Here is a 19,341-nt window from a genome sequence, read left to right as displayed (position 1 = left end):
TCAAGTAATGTTAGTTTAGAAAATTTGATGCTAATATTTAGACAATGATTAAAGCAAAGGAGACGAAAAATAATGTCTAAATATAATGTACCTACTTTCAAATTAAACGATGGTAATGAAATTCCAGTAATCGGCTTTGGAACTTTCCAAATCCCAGCTGACGGCACGACATACAATGCGGTTAAGGATGCCCTAGCTGCTGGTTATCGTCATATTGATACCGCTGCTGCCTACATGAATGAGCAAGAAGTTGGCAAAGCAATTAAGGATAGTGGATTCCTCGAGACCAAATCTGGGTTACTAGCAAGATGTGGCTTCAAGATTACAAGTATGAAGACGCTAAAAAGGCCATTGAAACTTCCCTTAACAAGTTAGGGCTTGGTTATATTGACCTTTACCTCCTTCACCAACCATATGGGGCGGTTAACGAAGCGTGGAAGGCAGTTGAAGAAGCACAAAAGACTGGTAAGCTTCGTTCAATCGGTGTTTCCAACATGACACCTAAGCTTTGGAACAAGTTTGTCCCTAACTTTGATGTAACTCCTGCGGTAAACCAAGTTGAATTTAACCCTTACTTCCAGCAAAAGGAATTACGGGAAATTCTTGCAAAGGATGATGTTCGTCTTGAAGCTTGGGCACCCCTTGGCCAAGGTAATGCCGACTTGCTTCATGAACCAGCCATCGCGGCTATTGCTGAAAAATACGGTAAGAATACTGGTCAAGTAATTCTTCGCTTTGAAAATCAAGAAGGAATTGTTGTCTTTCCTAAGTCGGTTCATGAAGCACGAATTAAGAGCAATCTTGATATTTTTGGCTTCGAATTAACGGATGAAGAAATGGATCAAATCCGTGCGCTTGATAAGGGTAAGGGAATGCATGATCCTGATGCGCCCGGTGTTGGTGAGATGTTATTAAATGCGTATGATATTCATGCTAACGATTAATACTTTTAAAGCATAGATAAGGATTAACTATAAGTATTTTTCATCATTGCTTTTTTACGTTAAAATTTATACAGTGTTTTAAGATAAAGGAGGCCCCCAAGAATGGCAAAGACCCTTGTTTTATACAATTTCGCAACTAACACTACTAAGAAGATTGCAGAACAAGTTGCGCAAAAGCTAAATGCTGATATGGCAGAAATTCATCCGGCACAACCATATACCGCTGCTGACCTTAATTGGCATGATGAAAGCAGTCGGACAACGGTTGAACAACACGAGCATAATAGCCGGGTTGATATTAAGGATGATTTACCAGATATTAGTGGCTATGACAATATTGTCATTGGGCACCCGATTTGATGGGCAATTCCGCCGCGGATGATTAGTACGGTGATTGATCATCTTGATTTAAACGGGAAGAATTTAGCACTATTTGCTACTTCTGGTGGAACAAGCTATGATCGCTCACAAAACTATGTTGAACGAACGGTTAATGAAAATGGTTATTATTTGGTATTGTGTCGATAACGATATAAAACAAAATGCATAGAGAAGAGAATTGAATGGATGATCAAAATGACCGCAAAGACTTTTAAGACCCTTGATGATTTTCTTGGGACCCATTTTATTTATACTTACGATAATGGTTGGGAATATGAATGGTACGCTAAGAATGACCATACTGTTGATTACCGTATTCACGGTGGGATGGTAGCAGGCCGTTGGGTAAAAGACCAAGAAGCAAATATTGTAATGTTAACAGAAGGTATTTATAAAATTACTTGGACTGAACCAATGGGGACAGATGTAGCTCTTGACTTTGTTCCAAATGAAAAGAAACTTAATGGAACAATCTTCTTCCCAGCGTGGGTAAAGCAACATCCTGAAATTACGGTAACTTTCCAAAATGAGCATATTGATCGGATGCATGAAGTGCGTGAGAAATATGATACATATCCTAAGCTGGTCGTTCCTGAATTCGCCCACATCACCTATATGGGAGATGCCGGCCAAAACAATGAAGATGTAATTTCTGAAGCACCATACGATGGAATTACTGATGATATCCGCGAAGGACGTTACTTTGATGAAAATTATCACCGGATCAATAAATAATTAGTATAATAAAGGAAGAATTAACAGTTGGAGGGCTTCACAATGCCAAAAAAACGAATTCTTCCTTTTATTATTTTAGGAATTATTAATAACCGTCCGCACATTACCGGGCGCGAGATTACTGCTGAATTTGAAACTGAAATTGGCGATTTTTGGCGCGCATCGCATAGTCAAATTTATCCAGAATTAAAAAGAATGGTGAATGATGGTTGGATCGCTGCTTCAACTAGTCAAGAAAATGCAAAGGAACGGTATTATCAAATAACATCAGAAGGGCAAGAAGTCCTAAATCATTGGCTCGATCAATTAGTGACAGAACTTCCTATCCACGAAGATTTATTCTCGTTAAAATTATTTTTTATTAAAGATCAAAATGATGATCGAATTCCGCAATTAATTAATCGCCAACGTTCGCTATTAGAGAAAGAGTTAAAATATCTTCAACAGCGATTGACGCTAGTTTTTCCCAATAAAGATGCGATTAAAAAGAATTATGGACACTATTTAATTCTGACACGAGCTATTTCGCGAACAAAAGGACAGATAGCGTGGCTAAAAGAGATAGAAGAGTAAGGATGAAAAATGTAATAAACGCTTTCTTCTCAAGATTAACCCATCAACTCAATCATTAAACTGTGGTAAAGAAAATAAAATCTGCTAGTATTTGCGCGAGTTTTTCTTTATTATTAACGTAAATTAAATTCGTTTTAAAAGGAGTATATAAAGTGCGCTCAAATAAGTTAACTAAGATTCTAATTACTTCTACTTTGACATTGTCTTTATTGGCAGTGCCGATTAGTCAATCAACTGTTTTCGCAGCTGAAACAACTAGCGAAAGTACAAGTAATAGTTCCAGCACGCAAACGCATACCCTCAATAAGTCATATGTTGTATATGGAGCAGGGGCTGCCGATAAGAATGAATTAAACAATGTACTAGCAGTCGACGATAATTTTACAACGTTAACGGCCACTGCTAGTGATTATCAAAAGTACATCAATCCTAATGGTTCCACAACTAATGCCGCCATGGTTAGCTCAGTAGCAATTGTTCCCACCGATCCAGGCTCTGGAATTAAAGTTAACGTGAAAAAATTTAATGGTGAGGATAATATTACAAAAGTAACCGCTCAGCAATACGCAATGGTCGCTCAAATGGCTGGTGTTACAGATGTTACTATCACCGTTAGCGCTAACCGGGCTGTTTCTGGAGAGTCAGCTTTAACAGGTGTATATAAAGCAATTGCCGCAGATGGTGTTAGTTTAAATGCGCAAAACACTCAATCGGCCAACCAAATGTTAACCGCCACAAATGGAGCAATTGAAGCTAATAAAGATGATAGTAAATATCCTGGTAAATTGATGGCTGCTGTTGGTGATACCACTAAGGAAATTAACCAACAGAAGAAACAAGGAACTACTCCAACGCAAAATCAAATTCAAGTAATCTTTAATCAAAAACTTGAAGAACGAAATATTTACAATGAAACGAAAAATCATGAACAACCGATTATTAACGCCCTTGTTCAGTTTAATAATGCTCCAATTAGTTCAAGCAAAGATTATAGCTCTCACGTAACCGATACGATTAATAATGTAAAGAATTCATCAGGGGATATGATGAATAAAGCTAAAAAATTCTTGAATTCTCAAGATGGGCAGGCAGTTAAGCAGCAGGCACAATCTTGGTGGACACGATTTGTTAACTGGGTTCGTAGTTGGTTTTAATTGACGTAAAAAAAAGAGGCAGGTGAAAAACAAAATTTTCATCCTGTCTCTTATTCGTTTAATCTAACGTTACTTCACCAGCAACATCGGTATTGAAGAAGTCTGCAATTTCTTTAACATCCATCCCTTGACCAAGACCCCACATTAATTTAGTGATGGCACTTTCAGAAGTCATGTCGCGGGCGCTGATTGCTCCTTCTAGTAGTGCAAGTCGTCCGACCTCGTATTTTGTTAGGTCGCTTCGTTCATAAAGACACTGACTGGAAGTAATAATCGGGATACCGTTCCGAATTAATTCACCAACTGCGGCGACCATATTCCGGCGAATAGAGGTCATTCCTCCGAGACCATACGCTTCAATCACAATTCCATGACAACCGTTTTTAGCCATTGCATGGAGCAAGGCAGGGTCAAATCCAGGGAAAAGCTTTACGAGTGAAACATGGGTGTCGATCTTAGTATTTAATTGACTTTTACCAGGTTGGGGATGTCGGTGATCTCTGATGGAAAAGCCATCTGAAGTAACTTCTCCTACTGGTGGGACATTCACGCTTTCGAAAGCATCGAAGGCGGTTGTCCGCACTTTAACACTTCGACAGCCACGCATTACTTTACGATTAAAAGCAATATAGACTCCTGGTTCGCAGTTAGCAGCGGCCGCAAAGGCAAGTCGTAAGTTATCAGGAGCATCACTAAGGATCACATTCATTGGCACTTGACTACCGGTTAATACTACGGGGATGTCGATATGTTGAAGCATGAAAGTTAGCATTGAGGCAGTATAAGCCATCGTGTCTGTACCGTGTGAAACGACTATCCCGTCATAGTCATTACGATGGTCATAGATAGACTCAGCAATAATTTTCCATTCTTCTGGCTGGATGTTAGATGAATCTAATTCGAGAATGTCACGAACAGCAATGTCATATTCCAGCCGACCAAGCATTTTGATTAATTCCTCGCCAGATTCGCCTGGAGCTAGTCCTTCATCGGAAACAACCGAGGCAATAGTTCCACCGGTTGAAAGAAGTAATAATTTTTTCGTCATTTTTAGTCACCCTGATTCATTTTTATTAATATTTTAAATAGGGATTTTCATTGAAACAAGTTAAACGCCTATAATTTAACTTAAATTGGGCCAACTTTGATTAATTTCATTAAGTAGGGACGTTAAGGAACTTTTTTGTTTCTTAAGATAGTTAGCATAAAACGTCATTGTTGCAGCTTCGTCAGTAATGGGAAGCCTGACACGATTGTCGTCTGAAGTACGTTGTCGTGGATTAACTGTTGTTATATTAGTGCTAAAGTATGGGAAACTGGAATATTTTGTGATTTCAGTAAGTGCGGCCCATTCTTCTTGATATAAAAATTTAGCATTTAGAATATATTTTTGGATAATTTCTTTCCACGGTCCGATATCGTTCAAAACGACAAAACTTAAGCCGGCTAGGTCCTTGAAAGAAACCTGTTGGGAATTAGCAAGGTACATAAATTTATCAAGATTAACATAGAGATTTTCAGCACCTAAATAACGCGATTCAATTTGATCAGTTTGAATCTCTTGGTCGCTGATAATTATTGAATTTTCATTATTTAAAAGTGAAGTGGTGATTTGTTCAGGAGTAATAAACTTCTCATCAATCGAAATTTGTGTAGAGAAAGATGCATTTTTTGTGTGAAGAAGAATTAACGGTCCAGGAGCAATTGATGCAATTTTAATTACTGATTGTCGCGCAGCATAATTTTGAAGCTGCTGAACAAAATTGCGGTTGACGGCGAGAACTTCAGTAGCTTTTTCAGCGGCTAATTTTCCTGTATCAGTAAAGATAATTCGATTTGGTTGGCGGTCAAATAATTGAATTCCAAGCTCGTCTTCTAATTTTTGCATCCCCCGGGTAACGGTTGGTTGGGTAACGTTAAGTTTTTCAGCGGTTTTAGCAAGTGTTTTTTCACTGGCAAAGGTCACTAATTCTTCAAGCAAGTAATTGTCGATCATTAGACCGCTCCTTAATAGTATGCGCTGATTGTATACTACCATGTAAAGGTAGTAATTTTCAATTTGTAAATTAGCAATTAATATATAGACAACAATTAATTACAGGAAGGAAGAATGATTTTATGACAAATGTACCAACAGTAAAATTAAATAACGGAGTAGAAATGCCAACCCTTGGATTTGGAGTATTCCAAGTTCCAGACTTAAGCCAAGCTGAACAAGCAGTTACCGATGCTCTTGAAGTCGGCTATCGTTTAATTGATACTGCTGCTGCTTACCAAAATGAAGAAGCAGTTGGAAAGGCAATTAAGAATAGTAGTGTAAACCGTGAAGATGTCTTTGTAACTTCTAAGTTATGGGTATCTGATTTTAACTATAAGCGGGCTAAAGCAGGGATTGACGCTTCACTGCAAAAACTTGGCCTTGATTACATGGATCTTTACCTTCTCCACCAACCATATGGCGATACAATGGGTGCTTGGCGAGCATTACAAGAAGCACAGAAAGAAGGTAAGATTCGCGCAATCGGTGTATCGAACTTCTACGCTGATCAACTAAAGGATCTTGAATTAACAATGCCCGTTAAGCCAGCGGTCAACCAAATCGAAGTTAACCCTTGGTATCAACAAGCCCAAGAAGCTAGGTTTGCGCAAAGTGAAGATATTCGTGTTGAAGCATGGGCACCATTTGCGGAAGGTAAGCATGATATCTTTACCAACGAAACAATTGCTGAGATTGCTGCTAAATATGGTAAGAGCAATGGTCAAGTAATTCTTCGCTGGCTCTTACAACGTGGCATTACTGTCATTCCTAAGTCAGTTCATAAGAATCGGATGGAAGAAAATATCAATGTCTTTGATTTTGAACTTTCTGATGATGATATAAAGAAGATGGCCAGTCTTGACAAGAATGAAAGTCAATTCTTTGACCACCGTGATCCGGTTACGATTGAACAAATTTTTGGATCCAGTTTAAAGATGGTTCAAGATGACGAAAAATAAAGGTCTCACTAGTCTTTGTTTATGGATCAATTTATAATTAAAACAATTATTAACATCCAAGGAGTGATTGAAATGCAATTAATTATTACTGATCTGGCTAGCAAGTGGTTCCAACAAAAATTTAACCTTACTAGCGGTGATGGAATAAAATTTTATGGTAAAACAATTCAACCACACAATGTTAAACATGGTCCTAAGCAGGGATATAAACCTGAATCGACGATCGATGAGGCAACAATCGTCATAACCAAAGATGGTATTAATTACCATGTTAACTTTGCGGATGCTTGGTTCTTCTCAGGACTAGTTGTTACTGTTGATTATCAGCAAGAGACTGAAGAGCCAGTTTTTATTTTTCGCCGTGAAGATAATGGTGAAGCAGACGTTGATGCTGCAACCGGAGCATCACGAAAATATGAAGAATATTGGGAATAAAAATTATTGTTAAGCTCATGATTTGATGTTATAACAATAATATCTTAGGTACTTGCAGGCGATACCTAGCACAACATTGCCGTCGACGGAAAGGATATTTGATGAGAATCAATGTTTTGCAACATACGCCAAATGAAGGACCAGGAACAATTCAAGAATGGTCACAGGATCGTGGACATGAGATGTACGTTTATCATCCATATCAGTTTGGTAATTTGCCGACTGCTGACGAGACTGATATGTTGATTATTCTTGGCGGTCCCATGAGCCCGAATGACGATCTACTGTGGATTAAGCAAGAACGAGTTTTAATTCAGCAACTATTGGATGCTCATAAGCCAATTTTTGGTGCGTGTTATGGGGCCCAACAGATTGCGAAGACACTCGGTTATGCTGTTAAAAAGGCACCACATAAAGAAGTTGGTTGGGCACCGGTGTATCTAAAAAGCGATATTATTTCTGATATTCCTCCAAAATTAGCTGCTTTGCATTGGCACGAAGAGATGTTTGAAGTTCCAGCTCAAGCTGACTTATTATTTAGTAGTGACTTAGTTAAAAATCAAGGCTTTGTTATGAACGGTAATGTAATCGGACTTCAATTCCACTTTGAGCCGACGGCAGATAATGTTCGCGAGATTGCTGTAAATGATGATCAATATCCATTAGACCATAATGATCTTCACCAAAATGGAAAAGAAATCATTCAGCATGGCGTTCCGGCTGAAAATAAGCGAGTTATGTATCGGTTATTGGATTTTATCGCAAATAGCTAAAGCGCAAAATTATTGTTAATACGAATATATTTCTAAAATAAATAAGCGAGGCTGGTTAAAAACAACTTCGCTTTTTATTTTTTAAAATTTTTTGGATGACCGTAAGCATAACCTTGTCGAAAAGGGATCTTTAGTTGATTTACTAAAAGTTAGGAGAGGGATGCTTTTCACGTATTGAAATATAGTATAGGCTAATAAGCTAGGTTCGCTTATGATTTTGATAATCTACAAATTGTCGCAATAATTATATGTTTTTAAGTTTGTTAAACGATCTTACACACTTATCATCTAATGGTTCGATTTGATCAATAAAGTTATCATACTCGCCATTAATCTTTGTAGCATGATCAGTAAAGTGTTTGATATTTAAATATGCTTGATGGTAAATTCTCTTTTCTTCTGGTGTTGCATAGTCATTATTTTGAATTTGCTGATTAGCTGTTTTGATTAACGCTAGCCCTTTTTCTATGTTTTTAATTTCTTTATCATGTTTATTTTTAATCGTAGTTGTTATTACTGCATTTTCAGCATTCTCGTTCGACTGTGTGAGCGCATTATACCACTCATCAGCTTCATTGTTTAATAATTCCTCTGTTGTACTTCCAGTCACTTCATAGCAAGCCTTGAACGAACGTTGAGAAGTCAAATATTCTTCTTTTTGTTGCTGAGTAATATGATACGTAATTAATTTTTCTCCACCGTATAGAAATAGGGATGCGAGTAGTAAAACAATAACTATATTTCGATTAATTTTTGTTTTGTGTTTGTCTCTACGATAAAGAAACCAACGAATTAAAAAAATAATTATGGCTACTATATTAAGACATGTAGTAACTCCTAAAAGACCATTGATAATACCAAATAAAGTAAACGCTGTTAGGTACCAAGAAATTATTATTATAGAAATAGAACAAATCAATAATTTTTTATTTGTTCGGTATTTCTTTCCTTCTTTAACTTTTCTTTCTTTATAACATTGAATGGAAAAAATGATGGCAGAGATTATTCCTAGCCAAAAAACTACTGATAAAAGTAATAAGTCTGTCACGATATTTAAATTCCTTCCTGCTAGTGGGATTAGTTAGAAGTACAAAAATGTTTGTAATAGATTTTTGTATACTCTTAAAAGATAATCATAAGCAATCTCTAAATATATTATCATAGGGATACGGACCTTTGTAGTTAATGTAAGATGGCAAAAATAGTAATGGATATGCCTTATTTACAAAAAAGTAAGAAAATACACTAGATTAACGTGTTTTTCTTACTTTTGAGTTCAAAATATTATTAAGGGTTCAAACGGTTAAGCATCCGTGGGAATGGAATAGTTTCACGAATGTGGTCTTGGAGAGTAATCCAAGCTAAGAATCGTTCAAGGCCCATTCCAAATCCAGAGTGAGGAATTGAACCGTACTTCCGTAAATCATCGTACCAACCGTAATCTTCTTTACTTAGGCCGTTTTCTTCAAGTTTGTTTGTGATGTATTCGTAATCGTAAGAACGTTCAGAACCACCAATGATTTCACCATAGCCTTCTGGAGCAAGCAAGTCCGCACAGATAACTTGACGAGAATCTTCAGGGTCTTCAGGCATGTAGAAAGCCTTGATTTCTTTAGGATAGTTCAAGATAAATACTGGCTTTTGGAATTGATCTGCCAAGTAGGTTTCTTCTGGTGAACCAAAGTCAGCACCGTATTCGACATCAAAGCCACCCTTTTGAAGCATTTCGATTGCTTCTTTATAAGTGATTCGTGGATATGGTAATTCAGTAAATGGCTTCAAACTTTCTACACTACGACCTACCATTTCAAGTTCGCGTGCACAGTGGTCAATTAAGTCTTGAACCAAGTAAGCAATGTATTGCTCTTGAATCTTAAGGCTTTCATCTTGGTGCATCCAAGCCATTTCTGGTTCGATCATCCAGAATTCCATTAAGTGCCGACGAGTCTTTGATTTTTCAGCACGGAAAGTAGGACCCATCGTGTAGACGCGACCTAATGCCATGGCACCAGCTTCTGCATATAGTTGACCAGATTGTGAAAGGAAAGCAGAGCGGTCGAAATAGTCAGTTTCAAATAATTCTGTTGTCCCTTCAGGAGCACTTCCAGTTAGTTCTGGAGCATCAAATTGAGTAAATCCATGCTTTTCGAAGAATTCCATTGTCGCAAGCTTAACACGACTTCGAATCCGCATTAATGCCCACGGCTTGCGAGAACGTAACCATAAATGACGGTTATCAAGCAAGAAGTCAATTCCATGTTCCTTGTTACCGATTGGGTAGTCTTCACTTTCGCCAACAATGTCAAAGTCTTTGATGTGAATTTCATAACCAAACTTTGAACGCTTGTCTTCAGCGATTTCACCGGTTGCCCAAAAACTGGTTTCTTGGTGTAAGTCGTGCTTAGCAGAATCAAATTTTTCTTCCGAAACATCATTTTTACGGATGATTCCTTGGAAAAATCCAGTTCCGTCACGGAGTTGCAAGAATGCAATCTTACCGCTTGAACGCTTATCAGTTAACCAAACACCAATTTTAACTGTTTCCCCAACATGTTTAGGCGCTTCACTAATTGTAATAGTTTCCACTTTTATACTCTCCCTTAAATTATAGAATTTGAATGTGGTTTTCTTCACACTTCTTAATCATATCTTCTGGCCAAATACTTGCCTGTACTTCTCCAATATGAGCTTTGCCAAGAAGGAGCATACAGAGACGGGATTGACCAATTCCTCCACCAATTGTATATGGTAATTCGCCATTGAGCAACATTTTATGGAATGGTAATTTTTCACGATCAGTTGCATCGGCTTGTTCAAGTTGGTATTTCATTGATTCTGGACTAACCCGAATCCCCATACTTGAAATTTCGATCCGGCGTTGAAGAGGTTCATACCAGAAAATAATATCACCGTTTAAGCTCCAGTCATCGTAGTCAGGTGCTCGACCATCGTGAGGCTTACCACTGCGTTGCAACTTGTCACCAATCTTCATTACAAAGACAGCACCAAGCTCTTTAGCAATTTTATCTTCCCGTTCAAGTGGGGTGAGGTCTGGCCACCGATCTTCAAGCTCTTGCGTTGTAACAAAGTGAATCTCATCTGGTAAATGGTAAACAGCTTGCGGGAACTTGTACCAAACTTCATGTTCCATGTGCTTAATCACTTTGAAAATATCACGAACTGTATCTTTTAAGGTTTCTTCTGTTCGTTCATCCTTACTAATAATCTTTTCCCAGTCCCACTGGTCAACATAAATTGAGTGGAAGTTATCGAGGTCTTCTTCCTTACGAATGGCGTTCATGTTGGTGTAGAGACCTTCATGCATACCAAAGCCGTACCGCTTAAGAGCAAGACGTTTCCACTTAGCAAGGGAATGGACAACTTCAACAGTTTCGCTTGGCATATCCTTCATTTCAAACGATACTGGTTGTTCGACACCGTTTAAGTTATCGTTTAATCCAGTACTCTTTTCAACAAACATTGGTGCAGACATCCGTTGAAGGTTTAGCTCTTTACCAAATTCGTCTTGGAAAGTTTCACGAATATAACGAATAGCAGCTTCAGTTTCTCTAATTGAAAGACGTGGATCGTAATCCTTTGGAATAGTTAAGTCCATAATAGACACTCCTTAAAATAATAGATTTAGGAATGAATTAAAAAAGCCCTTCGTTCCCCTTATAATCAAGGGACGAAAGGCTTTTTTCCGCGGTACCACCCAAATTGTCTAGTATAAAACTAGGCCTCCTCAAGAGCACAACATGCTCTGCCGGTGAGGTAACGGTCCGGATCCGGCCAAGCCTACTTTAAGTAAACTTATTTGGGTTGGCAGCACTCGCGAAAGTGTTATTCACTAGCATAGGGTCGACTGATTTCTCACTATCATCAGTTCACTGAACGAATACAACTAGTTACTCTTCTTTCTCATCGCTTTTTTATTTTGTTAACTGTATTTTAACCTAATTCATTTAAAATGCAATACTTTTTAAATGAATTTATTTTAACCATGTCATCTCGGCTTCTAAACTATTATGTTTAGTAATCTGAAAACCGTTTTGTTGGTAAAACTTAATAGCACGCTGGTTTTCTAAATATACATCTAAAACGAGTTGTTGATGTTCTTCTTTAGCAACATTCAGTAAGTTAGTACCAAGATGTTGTGATTGGTACTCTTTTGCGATAAATAAACCAGCAATATAATTATCTTGAAGCCCAATAAAGCCTTGAATATACTCATTGGCAGATACTGAACAGTAAACATCTACTTGTTGAATTGCATTTTGAACATTTGACGAATTTTGATACCAATAATTTGGATTAATGAAAGGATGAGCCTCTAGGTTAGTAGTTAACCAAATATCCATCACTCTATTGATATCAGTTGATTTCATTTTTCTAATCATGATTATTTTGAAATTAAATTTAATCGTGGTAATTGCCGCAGTATAACTAGTACAAGCAAGGTTTCAATCGGCCACATGATCAACTCTTTTGGCAAACGAATGAAAAGGAGCGCCATGAAAGTATGACTGCTACTGCTGGAACTTAAGCTCATAAGATAAAGCCATAAAGTTGTTCCGATAACATTAGTAAGAAGAAGTTGAAAAAACTCATAAATTAAAATTCGTTGCCAACTTATCCGTTGTTGATATAGGAACATTCCTGCAATTACGCCAGAGATAAATGCTGAGAGGGTAAAGCCAGGAAAGAATAAGCTTCCTGAATTTAAAATAGTATTACTTATGATATCAGATACGACCATTGACCATCCACCAATCCATGGACCAAGGCAATAGCCAATAAGTGCAGTGGCAATAAAACCAAAACTAAACTTTAAAACCGCTGGATCTCCAATTGAAAGTTTATTTAAGATTACCTGCAGTGCGACCAACATAGCAGCTAAAGTTAAATTCTTTGTAGTAAAACGCGGTCCGGCAAATGATAACGTAGACATATCAATCCACTCCCTTTTAAAAATTTTGTTAGGGAACACATTGACGTTTCCGTTCATGGTGAATGCGGAATAACAAAGCAGCTAGTCATTAGCCTCCTTCTAACGTTCACATTCCGTTCCGTTAGACAATAACTCTGAGATTCCTACCCCAACAGTAGTAATATATGCTAAGTCTAAACACGAATCAACAAAATAGGTGAAATTTACTATTAATTAATTTCGTTATTGTTGAGCGATTGCATCATTAACGGCTGTTTGTTCTTTGTTAATTAAGTTAACTTTGCTTTCAATTACGCTAATGTCCATTTTAATTTCCCGGGTTAAACCTGGTGTATTAAGTTTGGGCTCAAAGAAGTCTTTAAATTCGTTCAATCGTTCCGGAGTATGGAAGACGCCAGCAGTGACAGTGATAAAGGTAGCAAATTCCATATCGCCACCAACTGTGTCATTTAACCATTGCCATTCATCACGAAGCCAGTTCCAGGCAGCTTGCTGACCTGCTTGATTGGCAAGAAGTCCACGATACCATGCTCGTAAATCTTGAGGCTTAATGACATCAGCATCTTTAAAGTAACTAACAACTTTTGCAATTAATGCTGGATCAGTTGTATTTGGTATTGCCATTCGCAAGTCTTGTTTAAAGCTTGCGTCCGCCGTTTGTTGGTAAGCTTTGATCAATTTATCGAATAATTCAGCACTTCCGAAGTTTTGAACTTCATTTTTAAGAACCAACCCACGAATATCCGCCGAAAGGGATTCTAATTTATCTTGATTTTCGGTGAAGATTTGATGAGCTTGAGTAATTGAATCATTATTGCGTGCAAATAGTGAAGCACCAAGAATGTAAGGACGCGTTAATTGATCATCATTGCTTTCGCCATCTTTAGGTAGCCAACCAAGCCGCTTTACCTGGTCCTTACTTAATAAATCAAAGAATTGTCGTAGTTCTTGTTCAGCAGGAGAATCAGGCTTAGCAAACATTTTAAGGCTATTAGCTATTTGGTATAGTTCAGCGTTAACAATGGCAGAAGTACTATCTTTAAATTGCTTTAATAATGGAATTAATGACGCATAAGATACTTGTTGTCCTTGAGCAAGCAGCCGCAGATCTTGAAGAAGTTGGTGCTGGGCGATCGGGTCTAATTCATCAGCGTGATCTAAAATATCGTTTAGTAGCGTATCGTCATATTTTACGATGAAGTGTGAATTATTACCGAGATTTAGCCGGAATGGTTGATCATTCTTATCACGTAATGCTTGATAATTGCCAAGGTTGAGTTCTTGTTCAGCCATAATTTGAGGAACTTCATCATAGTTACTATTAAGCGGGATTTGCCATTGCCGATCAACATCTTTACCATCACCAATGAAGAATTGCTTTTGTGACAGTACTAAATCGCCATCATCATTAATTTTTGCTGTTACAACAGGATAACCGGGTTGTTCAAGCCATGAATTCATGATCTTTCCAATATTAAGCCCTGATGCATCGCCAAGAGCTTTCCATAAGTCAGCTCCAGTTGCATTACTGTATTTATGAGCAGCAAAATAATTCTTAAGGCCTTCTCGTAACGCTTTGTCACCTAAAAGAGCCCGGACCATTACTAACATTCGCGATCCTTTGGCATAAACAATCGCACCATCGAATAAGGCATCAATTTCGGCCGGATTGTTAACATCAACATGAACGGATTGAACACCATCAGTTGCATCCCGTTGTAATGCCATTGGCGCTTCTGAAGTTTGGAAAAGTTCCCAAATATGCCAGTCGGGCTGGAGAGCATCAACAGCAACATATTCCATCATATTAGCAAAACTTTCATTGAGCCATAAGTCATCCCACCACTTCATTGTCACAAGGTCACCAAACCACTGGTGAGCTAGTTCGTGTGTGATGACAGTTGCAACTAATTGTTTCATTTCAAGGGAAGTGTTGTCTGGATCGAGTAATAAGTAAGCTTCCCGGTAGGTTACCAATCCCCAATTTTCCATTGCACCGGCAGAGAAATCAGGTAAAGCTAACTGCCATGAATGGGGAAGGGGGTACGGAGTTTGATAGAAATCCTCGTAAAATTCGATTGCTCGTTTGGCAATGTCTAATGCAAAATCAAGTTCCTTTGGTTGGTGCGCTTCCGTTGCGAATACTCCTACTTTAACGCCACCCTTTGTCTCAGTAATTTTACTTTGGAGTTCCCCAAAGGCAAAGGCAACAAGATAAGTGGACATCCGCACAGTTGGTTCAAAGTAGTGGATACCATTTTCAACATGATCTTCTGGCATATTAGCGATAACGGTTTCGCCAGGATGCTCATCAAATTTAATTGCTAGACTGAAGATAGCTTTAGCCTCTGGTTCATCGACACAGGGAAAAGCTTGCCGCGCAAAAGTTGTTTCAAATTGAGTTCCAATAATTTGCTTTTTCTCCCCATCAACCTCATAGTATGATGGATAAATTCCCATCATTGAATCGGTTAACTTAGTATTATAAGTTACAGTAAAAGTTACTTTACCAGTTTGCGGAAGGGTAATCCGAACTGCCTCGGCATCATTATCAATATTAAAGTCTAATTCTTGACCGTCTGCTTGAACGCTAGTGACCTGCAAATTTTTTTGGTTAATTGCAATTTGAGGATCATTAGCATTCCCAGTGATCGTTGTTTTTCCATTAATTATTTTTTTTGCACGATTAATATCGATAAAAACATCATAATGGTCAGGTTGGAAAGTATTATAAAAGCGTTCGAGTTTTGCCATATGAAAAGTTCCCTTCTTAATTTATTTTTAATGTTTATTATACGGCTGATGAGAAGAATTAGCTAAATTATTACCTAATTTTAGAATAGAAAAAGTTGTAGACCAATCTTATGTTATTTAGACAGGTCTACAATCTGTAAAAAAATTAAATTTGATCTAGTGCTTCTTCAATCGGCGTATTTCCACTCCGCATCATGATTACGTGGCCAATTGTATTGTCGTGTTGTAGGATATCGGCTAAAGTCTGGGCAACGTCAGGAATTGGATTAGAGGTTGCAGAACCTTCACCAATTTGAATTTTACCGGTACCAGGTTCTTCAGTTAAGTTAGCGGGTTGAAGGATAGTGTAATCAAGTTTTGTATTTGAGATGAGATAATTATCAGCAAAGAATTTGGCAATATTGTAGTCCATAATTGAAGCTAATGATGGAATCCTTGACCACATTTCAGGCTGTAAAGCATAGAGAGAACTTAACATAATGTAACGTTTAATTCCGTTTTTTTCGGCAGCTTGTATTGTTTTAACTGCTCCCATCGCATCAGTTTGCAGTAAATCTTTCCCGCGAGATCCAGCAACAAAGTAAACTGCATCCATGCCCTTCATTAATTCAGCGATTTTTTCAACGCTATCATGTAGGTTCAATTTAACAGTAGTAACGTGGTTTAACTTAATAACTTTTTCAGGATGACGAGCACCGGCAGTAACTTCATTACCGGTAGCAACTAAATCTTTAATTAAGTCAGTAGCGACACGGCCTGAACCACCGACGACAAATACTTTCTTCATAACTAATCGACCTCCTAGATGAATTTTAACGCAGTTTATCCAATTTATAATTAAAAGTGACCTATTACATATGATTTTAACTAATTTTTTGTAAGCAGTAAAGGATGATGATTCCAAGCTTTAATTCAATAATTTTGCCTAAAATGCGGTATCATTAATAGTGTATAAGTCATTTTAGAATTTTAGGCAAAGAAGGGATTTATTGTGACTGAAGAACACGATTTAACCTCAAAAATGGTTGAAGAATTAAAGAAAGAATTTCATTCACGTAAAGATGCAGAAATTATTGCCCGGGCAATCCAAAAAAATGGAATTAAGGCTGCGAGTGAAGATCCAATGGCAAGCGAACGTCTTCATCGAGCATTTTCCTATGAAATTAAAACGGGAAAGCCAACCAACCAGCGTCATAGCGGACGTTGCTGGTCTTTTGCAGCGTTAAACACATTACGTCATAAGTTTGCGACAAAATATAAGTTCAAGGACTTTGAATTGTCACAAAATTATCTGTTTTTCTGGGACCGAATTGAGCGGGCAAATATGTTTTTCCAAAAGATTATTGCAACTGCTGATAAGCCCTTGCATGATCGAACCGTTGATTTCTACCTTAGTTTCGCATTAAATGATGGTGGACAATGGGCGAATGCTGCTTCTATTATCGAAAAATATGGTGTTGTTCCAGAATATGTAATGCCTGACACACATAATACGAAGGATACGTCAGATGTGGCCGAAGTATTTGACAGTTTAATGCGCAAAGATGCAATTGAATTACGAGCAATGGTGCAAACTAATGCCAGTGCAGCGGAATTACAGGAAGCACAAGAGCGAATGATGGGTGACGTTTATAAGATTGTGGCCTACTCATTTGGTGAACCGCCTGTAAAATTTGATCTTGAATATCGGGATGATGATAAAAAATTCCATCAAGTTCTTGGCTTAACGCCATTAAAGTTCTATCATGAATACTTTGATACAAACTTAAGTGACTATATTGTGGTTACTAATGCACCTGATCATGAAATGGACCGAAGTTATTTAATGCCAGCTCAAGATAGTGTGGTTAATGGTTTGCCGATTAAATTTGTTAATGTTCCTTTTGAAGAATTACAAGAAGGAGCTATCAAACAACTGCAAGCTGGTGAAACGGTTTGGGTTGGAAATGATGTTCTCCAACAAATGGACCGTAAGCGAGGCTTGATGGATGCAAAATTATATCATCGCGAGGAATTGCTTGATGTTGACTTTGTAATGGATAAGAAGCACCGTTTGGAAACTAAGCAAGCTGTCGTTTCTCATGCAATGACATTAACAGGCTTTGACATGGTAAATGATCAACCTACACGATGGAAGATTGAAAACAGTTGGGGTAAAGATAATGGCGATAACGGATACTTTGTAATGACCCAAGATTGGTTTGAAGAGTATACTTATGAGGCTGTTATTAATAAGAAGTACCTTAGCGATCGAGTAAAGAAAGTAGCTGACAGTGAGCCCGTTACTCTACCAGCTTGGGATTCTTTGCAGTAAAATATAAATAGTGAAGTACACACGAAGAGGTTGGGAAACAACACCCAATCTCTTTATTTATTTCCTGGGAAATCATTTAACTTCCCCAAATAGTTGTATGATAGTAATTAGAATTTAATTAAAATCATGCAAAGAAAGCAGGGGAATTGATGGCGAAGGAAAAATCGATTTTTACAAAAGATGTTGTGCTCGTAATGGCGGCCTCATTCTTTTTTATGTTTAGTAATATGTACTGTAACCCATTGATTAACGGTTATGCTCAAGATTTAGGCGCATCAAGTGCTTTTGCAGGTATAATCGTTGGAATGATGAGTATTGTTTCAATGTTTTTACGACCAATTGCTGGTAATTTGACTGATCGTTTTTCGAAATATTCATTAGCTTTTTGGGGTGGAATATTGTGCTTTATTGGGGTTGCAGGTTATGTATTAACGCCTAATAGCACATTCCTGTTAATATGTCGTTTGGTTAATGGATTAGGATTTGTGTTATGTACAGTTTGTATGACAACCTGGCTATCATATTTAGTTCCATTTAATCATGTTGGCGAAGCAATGAGCTTTTATGGACTGATGAATGCTTTGGCAATGGCATGTGCCCCCGCTGTCTCAATTAACTTATATCGAATCATTGGCTATCGAGCTGCAATGGTGATTTCTGCATTATCGGCTTTACTAGTTGTTGTCACAATTCAGTTTGTCAGTAATCGTGCCCAACCGGTAGCACACTCTGTAAAACAAAGTGGCCTCCATATTAAAATTATTCAGCGAGATGCTATTCCAGTTGCTCTTCTAACAGCTTTATTTGCTATCCCATATTTTGCAACGCAGGCAGATATTGTTGAATATGCTGAACAACGGCACTTATCTATTGCTGTCGGCGCTTATTTCTTAATTTATGCTGTCGTTCTTTTACTTAGCCGGTTATTCTTACGGACCCAATTTGATACTGTTCGTTTTGAACCCTGGTTAATTTTAAGCACGGTCGCAACAATCTTTTATCTTATTATGTTAAGTATTATGAAAAATAATATTGAAATGGCGCTGGCGGCCGCTGGAATGGCATTTGGCTATGGTATTATTTATTCCGTTTGTCAATCAACTGCAATGATGTTAGCTCCAGATAATGAGCGCGGTTTAGCGAGTTCGACATTCTTTCTCGGCCTTGATATTGGAATGACGCTCGGGCCAATTATTGGGGGAATTATTGATAGTACGTTACCTGTGAAATATTTTTATCCCGTAATGCTATTTATTGTCCCGCTAGTTATTATTATTTTTCTAGTAAACCGAAGGAAACTGAATAGTGCAATTGACCAGCATTAAAGGCA

General features: G+C 37.8%; 16 protein-coding genes, 3 pseudogenes, 1 riboswitch and 1 other annotated feature. Of the genes and pseudogenes, 10 read left to right on the top strand and 9 right to left on the bottom strand.

The annotated features are described in order from the left end of the window. The first annotated feature begins 72 nt into the window (after positions 1-72). The 5 genes and pseudogenes from CBG10_RS01230 (at position 73) to CBG10_RS01210 (ending at position 3,787) form a co-directional block, all read left to right on the top strand. Positions 73-944: pseudogene (locus tag CBG10_RS01230) on the top strand (aldo/keto reductase). A gap of 102 nt (positions 945-1,046) precedes the next feature. Then, positions 1,047-1,451: pseudogene (locus tag CBG10_RS01225) on the top strand (flavodoxin); the annotation flags it as partial. Between the two features lie 60 nt (positions 1,452-1,511). Beyond that, positions 1,512-2,060 (top strand): phenolic acid decarboxylase, encoded by a 549-nt coding sequence (locus CBG10_RS01220; RefSeq protein WP_306819579.1) that lies wholly within the window; start codon positions 1,512-1,514, stop codon positions 2,058-2,060. A 42-nt stretch (positions 2,061-2,102) separates the two neighbouring features. Next, positions 2,103-2,633, top strand: coding sequence for a PadR family transcriptional regulator (locus tag CBG10_RS01215; RefSeq protein ID WP_094511398.1), 531 nt, complete (start codon positions 2,103-2,105; stop codon positions 2,631-2,633). Between the two features lie 152 nt (positions 2,634-2,785). After that, positions 2,786-3,787: a DUF1002 domain-containing protein gene (locus CBG10_RS01210; RefSeq protein ID WP_035169907.1), complete on the top strand. Its 1,002-nt coding sequence runs from the start codon at positions 2,786-2,788 to the stop codon at positions 3,785-3,787. A 58-nt stretch (positions 3,788-3,845) separates the two neighbouring features. On the opposite strand, the gene CBG10_RS01205 is transcribed toward CBG10_RS01210, so the two are convergent. Then, entirely contained in the window at positions 3,846-4,835 is a 990-nt protein-coding gene (locus CBG10_RS01205) for an asparaginase (RefSeq protein WP_094511397.1), read from the bottom strand. A gap of 75 nt (positions 4,836-4,910) precedes the next feature. After that, on the bottom strand, positions 4,911-5,783 hold the full coding sequence (locus CBG10_RS01200; RefSeq protein WP_094511396.1) for a LysR family transcriptional regulator: 873 nt from the start codon (positions 5,781-5,783) through the stop codon (positions 4,911-4,913). Between the two features lie 122 nt (positions 5,784-5,905). Here CBG10_RS01200 and CBG10_RS01195 point away from each other — a divergent pair, with 122 nt between their 5' ends. From CBG10_RS01195 to CBG10_RS01185, 3 genes are all read left to right on the top strand, one after another. Then, positions 5,906-6,784 carry an aldo/keto reductase gene (locus CBG10_RS01195; RefSeq protein WP_019251399.1) on the top strand — a complete coding sequence of 293 codons (879 nt, stop codon included), beginning with the start codon at positions 5,906-5,908 and terminating at the stop codon, positions 6,782-6,784. A 72-nt stretch (positions 6,785-6,856) separates the two neighbouring features. Then, a complete protein-coding gene (locus CBG10_RS01190; RefSeq protein WP_029507790.1) occupies positions 6,857-7,219 on the top strand; it encodes a HesB/YadR/YfhF family protein in 363 nt (120 codons plus the stop codon). 101 nt (positions 7,220-7,320) lie between these two features. Beyond that, positions 7,321-7,992 carry a type 1 glutamine amidotransferase gene (locus CBG10_RS01185; RefSeq protein WP_094511395.1) on the top strand — a complete coding sequence of 224 codons (672 nt, stop codon included), beginning with the start codon at positions 7,321-7,323 and terminating at the stop codon, positions 7,990-7,992. Between the two features lie 244 nt (positions 7,993-8,236). Here the strand turns inward: CBG10_RS01185 and CBG10_RS01180 are convergent, their stop codons facing one another. The 7 genes from CBG10_RS01180 to CBG10_RS01150 form a co-directional block, all read right to left on the bottom strand. Beyond that, positions 8,237-9,040, bottom strand: coding sequence for a hypothetical protein (locus tag CBG10_RS01180; protein ID WP_019251881.1), 804 nt, complete (start codon positions 9,038-9,040; stop codon positions 8,237-8,239). 239 nt (positions 9,041-9,279) lie between these two features. Beyond that, on the bottom strand, positions 9,280-10,578 hold the full coding sequence (gene asnS, locus CBG10_RS01175; RefSeq protein WP_094511393.1) for an asparagine--tRNA ligase: 1,299 nt from the start codon (positions 10,576-10,578) through the stop codon (positions 9,280-9,282). Positions 10,579-10,597: 19 nt separating this feature from the next. Continuing rightward, complete coding sequence (gene asnA / locus CBG10_RS01170; protein ID WP_019251883.1) at positions 10,598-11,608, bottom strand: aspartate--ammonia ligase; 1,011 nt, start codon at positions 11,606-11,608, stop codon at positions 10,598-10,600. A gap of 65 nt (positions 11,609-11,673) precedes the next feature. Beyond that, positions 11,674-11,926: a binding site (T-box leader), on the bottom strand. 58 nt (positions 11,927-11,984) lie between these two features. Next, entirely contained in the window at positions 11,985-12,380 is a 396-nt protein-coding gene (locus CBG10_RS01165) for a GNAT family N-acetyltransferase (protein WP_094511391.1), read from the bottom strand. Between the two features lie 14 nt (positions 12,381-12,394). After that, positions 12,395-12,943 carry a folate family ECF transporter S component gene (locus CBG10_RS01160; protein WP_179225379.1) on the bottom strand — a complete coding sequence of 183 codons (549 nt, stop codon included), beginning with the start codon at positions 12,941-12,943 and terminating at the stop codon, positions 12,395-12,397. A gap of 54 nt (positions 12,944-12,997) precedes the next feature. Further along, positions 12,998-13,096: riboswitch (THF riboswitch) on the bottom strand. Between the two features lie 69 nt (positions 13,097-13,165). Next, a complete protein-coding gene (locus tag CBG10_RS01155; RefSeq protein ID WP_094511389.1) occupies positions 13,166-15,697 on the bottom strand; it encodes a M1 family metallopeptidase in 2,532 nt (843 codons plus the stop codon). Between the two features lie 145 nt (positions 15,698-15,842). Continuing rightward, positions 15,843-16,484 carry an SDR family oxidoreductase gene (locus CBG10_RS01150; protein ID WP_094508808.1) on the bottom strand — a complete coding sequence of 214 codons (642 nt, stop codon included), beginning with the start codon at positions 16,482-16,484 and terminating at the stop codon, positions 15,843-15,845. Positions 16,485-16,688: 204 nt separating this feature from the next. Between CBG10_RS01150 and CBG10_RS01145 the strand changes: the two genes are divergently transcribed. Further along, the gene (locus tag CBG10_RS01145; protein WP_094511387.1) at positions 16,689-18,011 is read left to right on the top strand and encodes a C1 family peptidase; all 1,323 of its coding nucleotides are present in this window, start codon (positions 16,689-16,691) and stop codon (positions 18,009-18,011) included. 140 nt (positions 18,012-18,151) lie between these two features. Further along, positions 18,152-19,336, top strand: a pseudogene (locus CBG10_RS01140) (MFS transporter); the annotation flags it as partial. Positions 19,337-19,341 lie beyond the last annotated feature (5 nt).

It is taken from the genome of Limosilactobacillus reuteri (assembly GCF_002254085.1).
GTDB lineage: Bacteria > Bacillota > Bacilli > Lactobacillales > Lactobacillaceae > Limosilactobacillus > Limosilactobacillus reuteri_K.
This window is presented reverse-complemented; position numbering and strand designations above follow the sequence as displayed.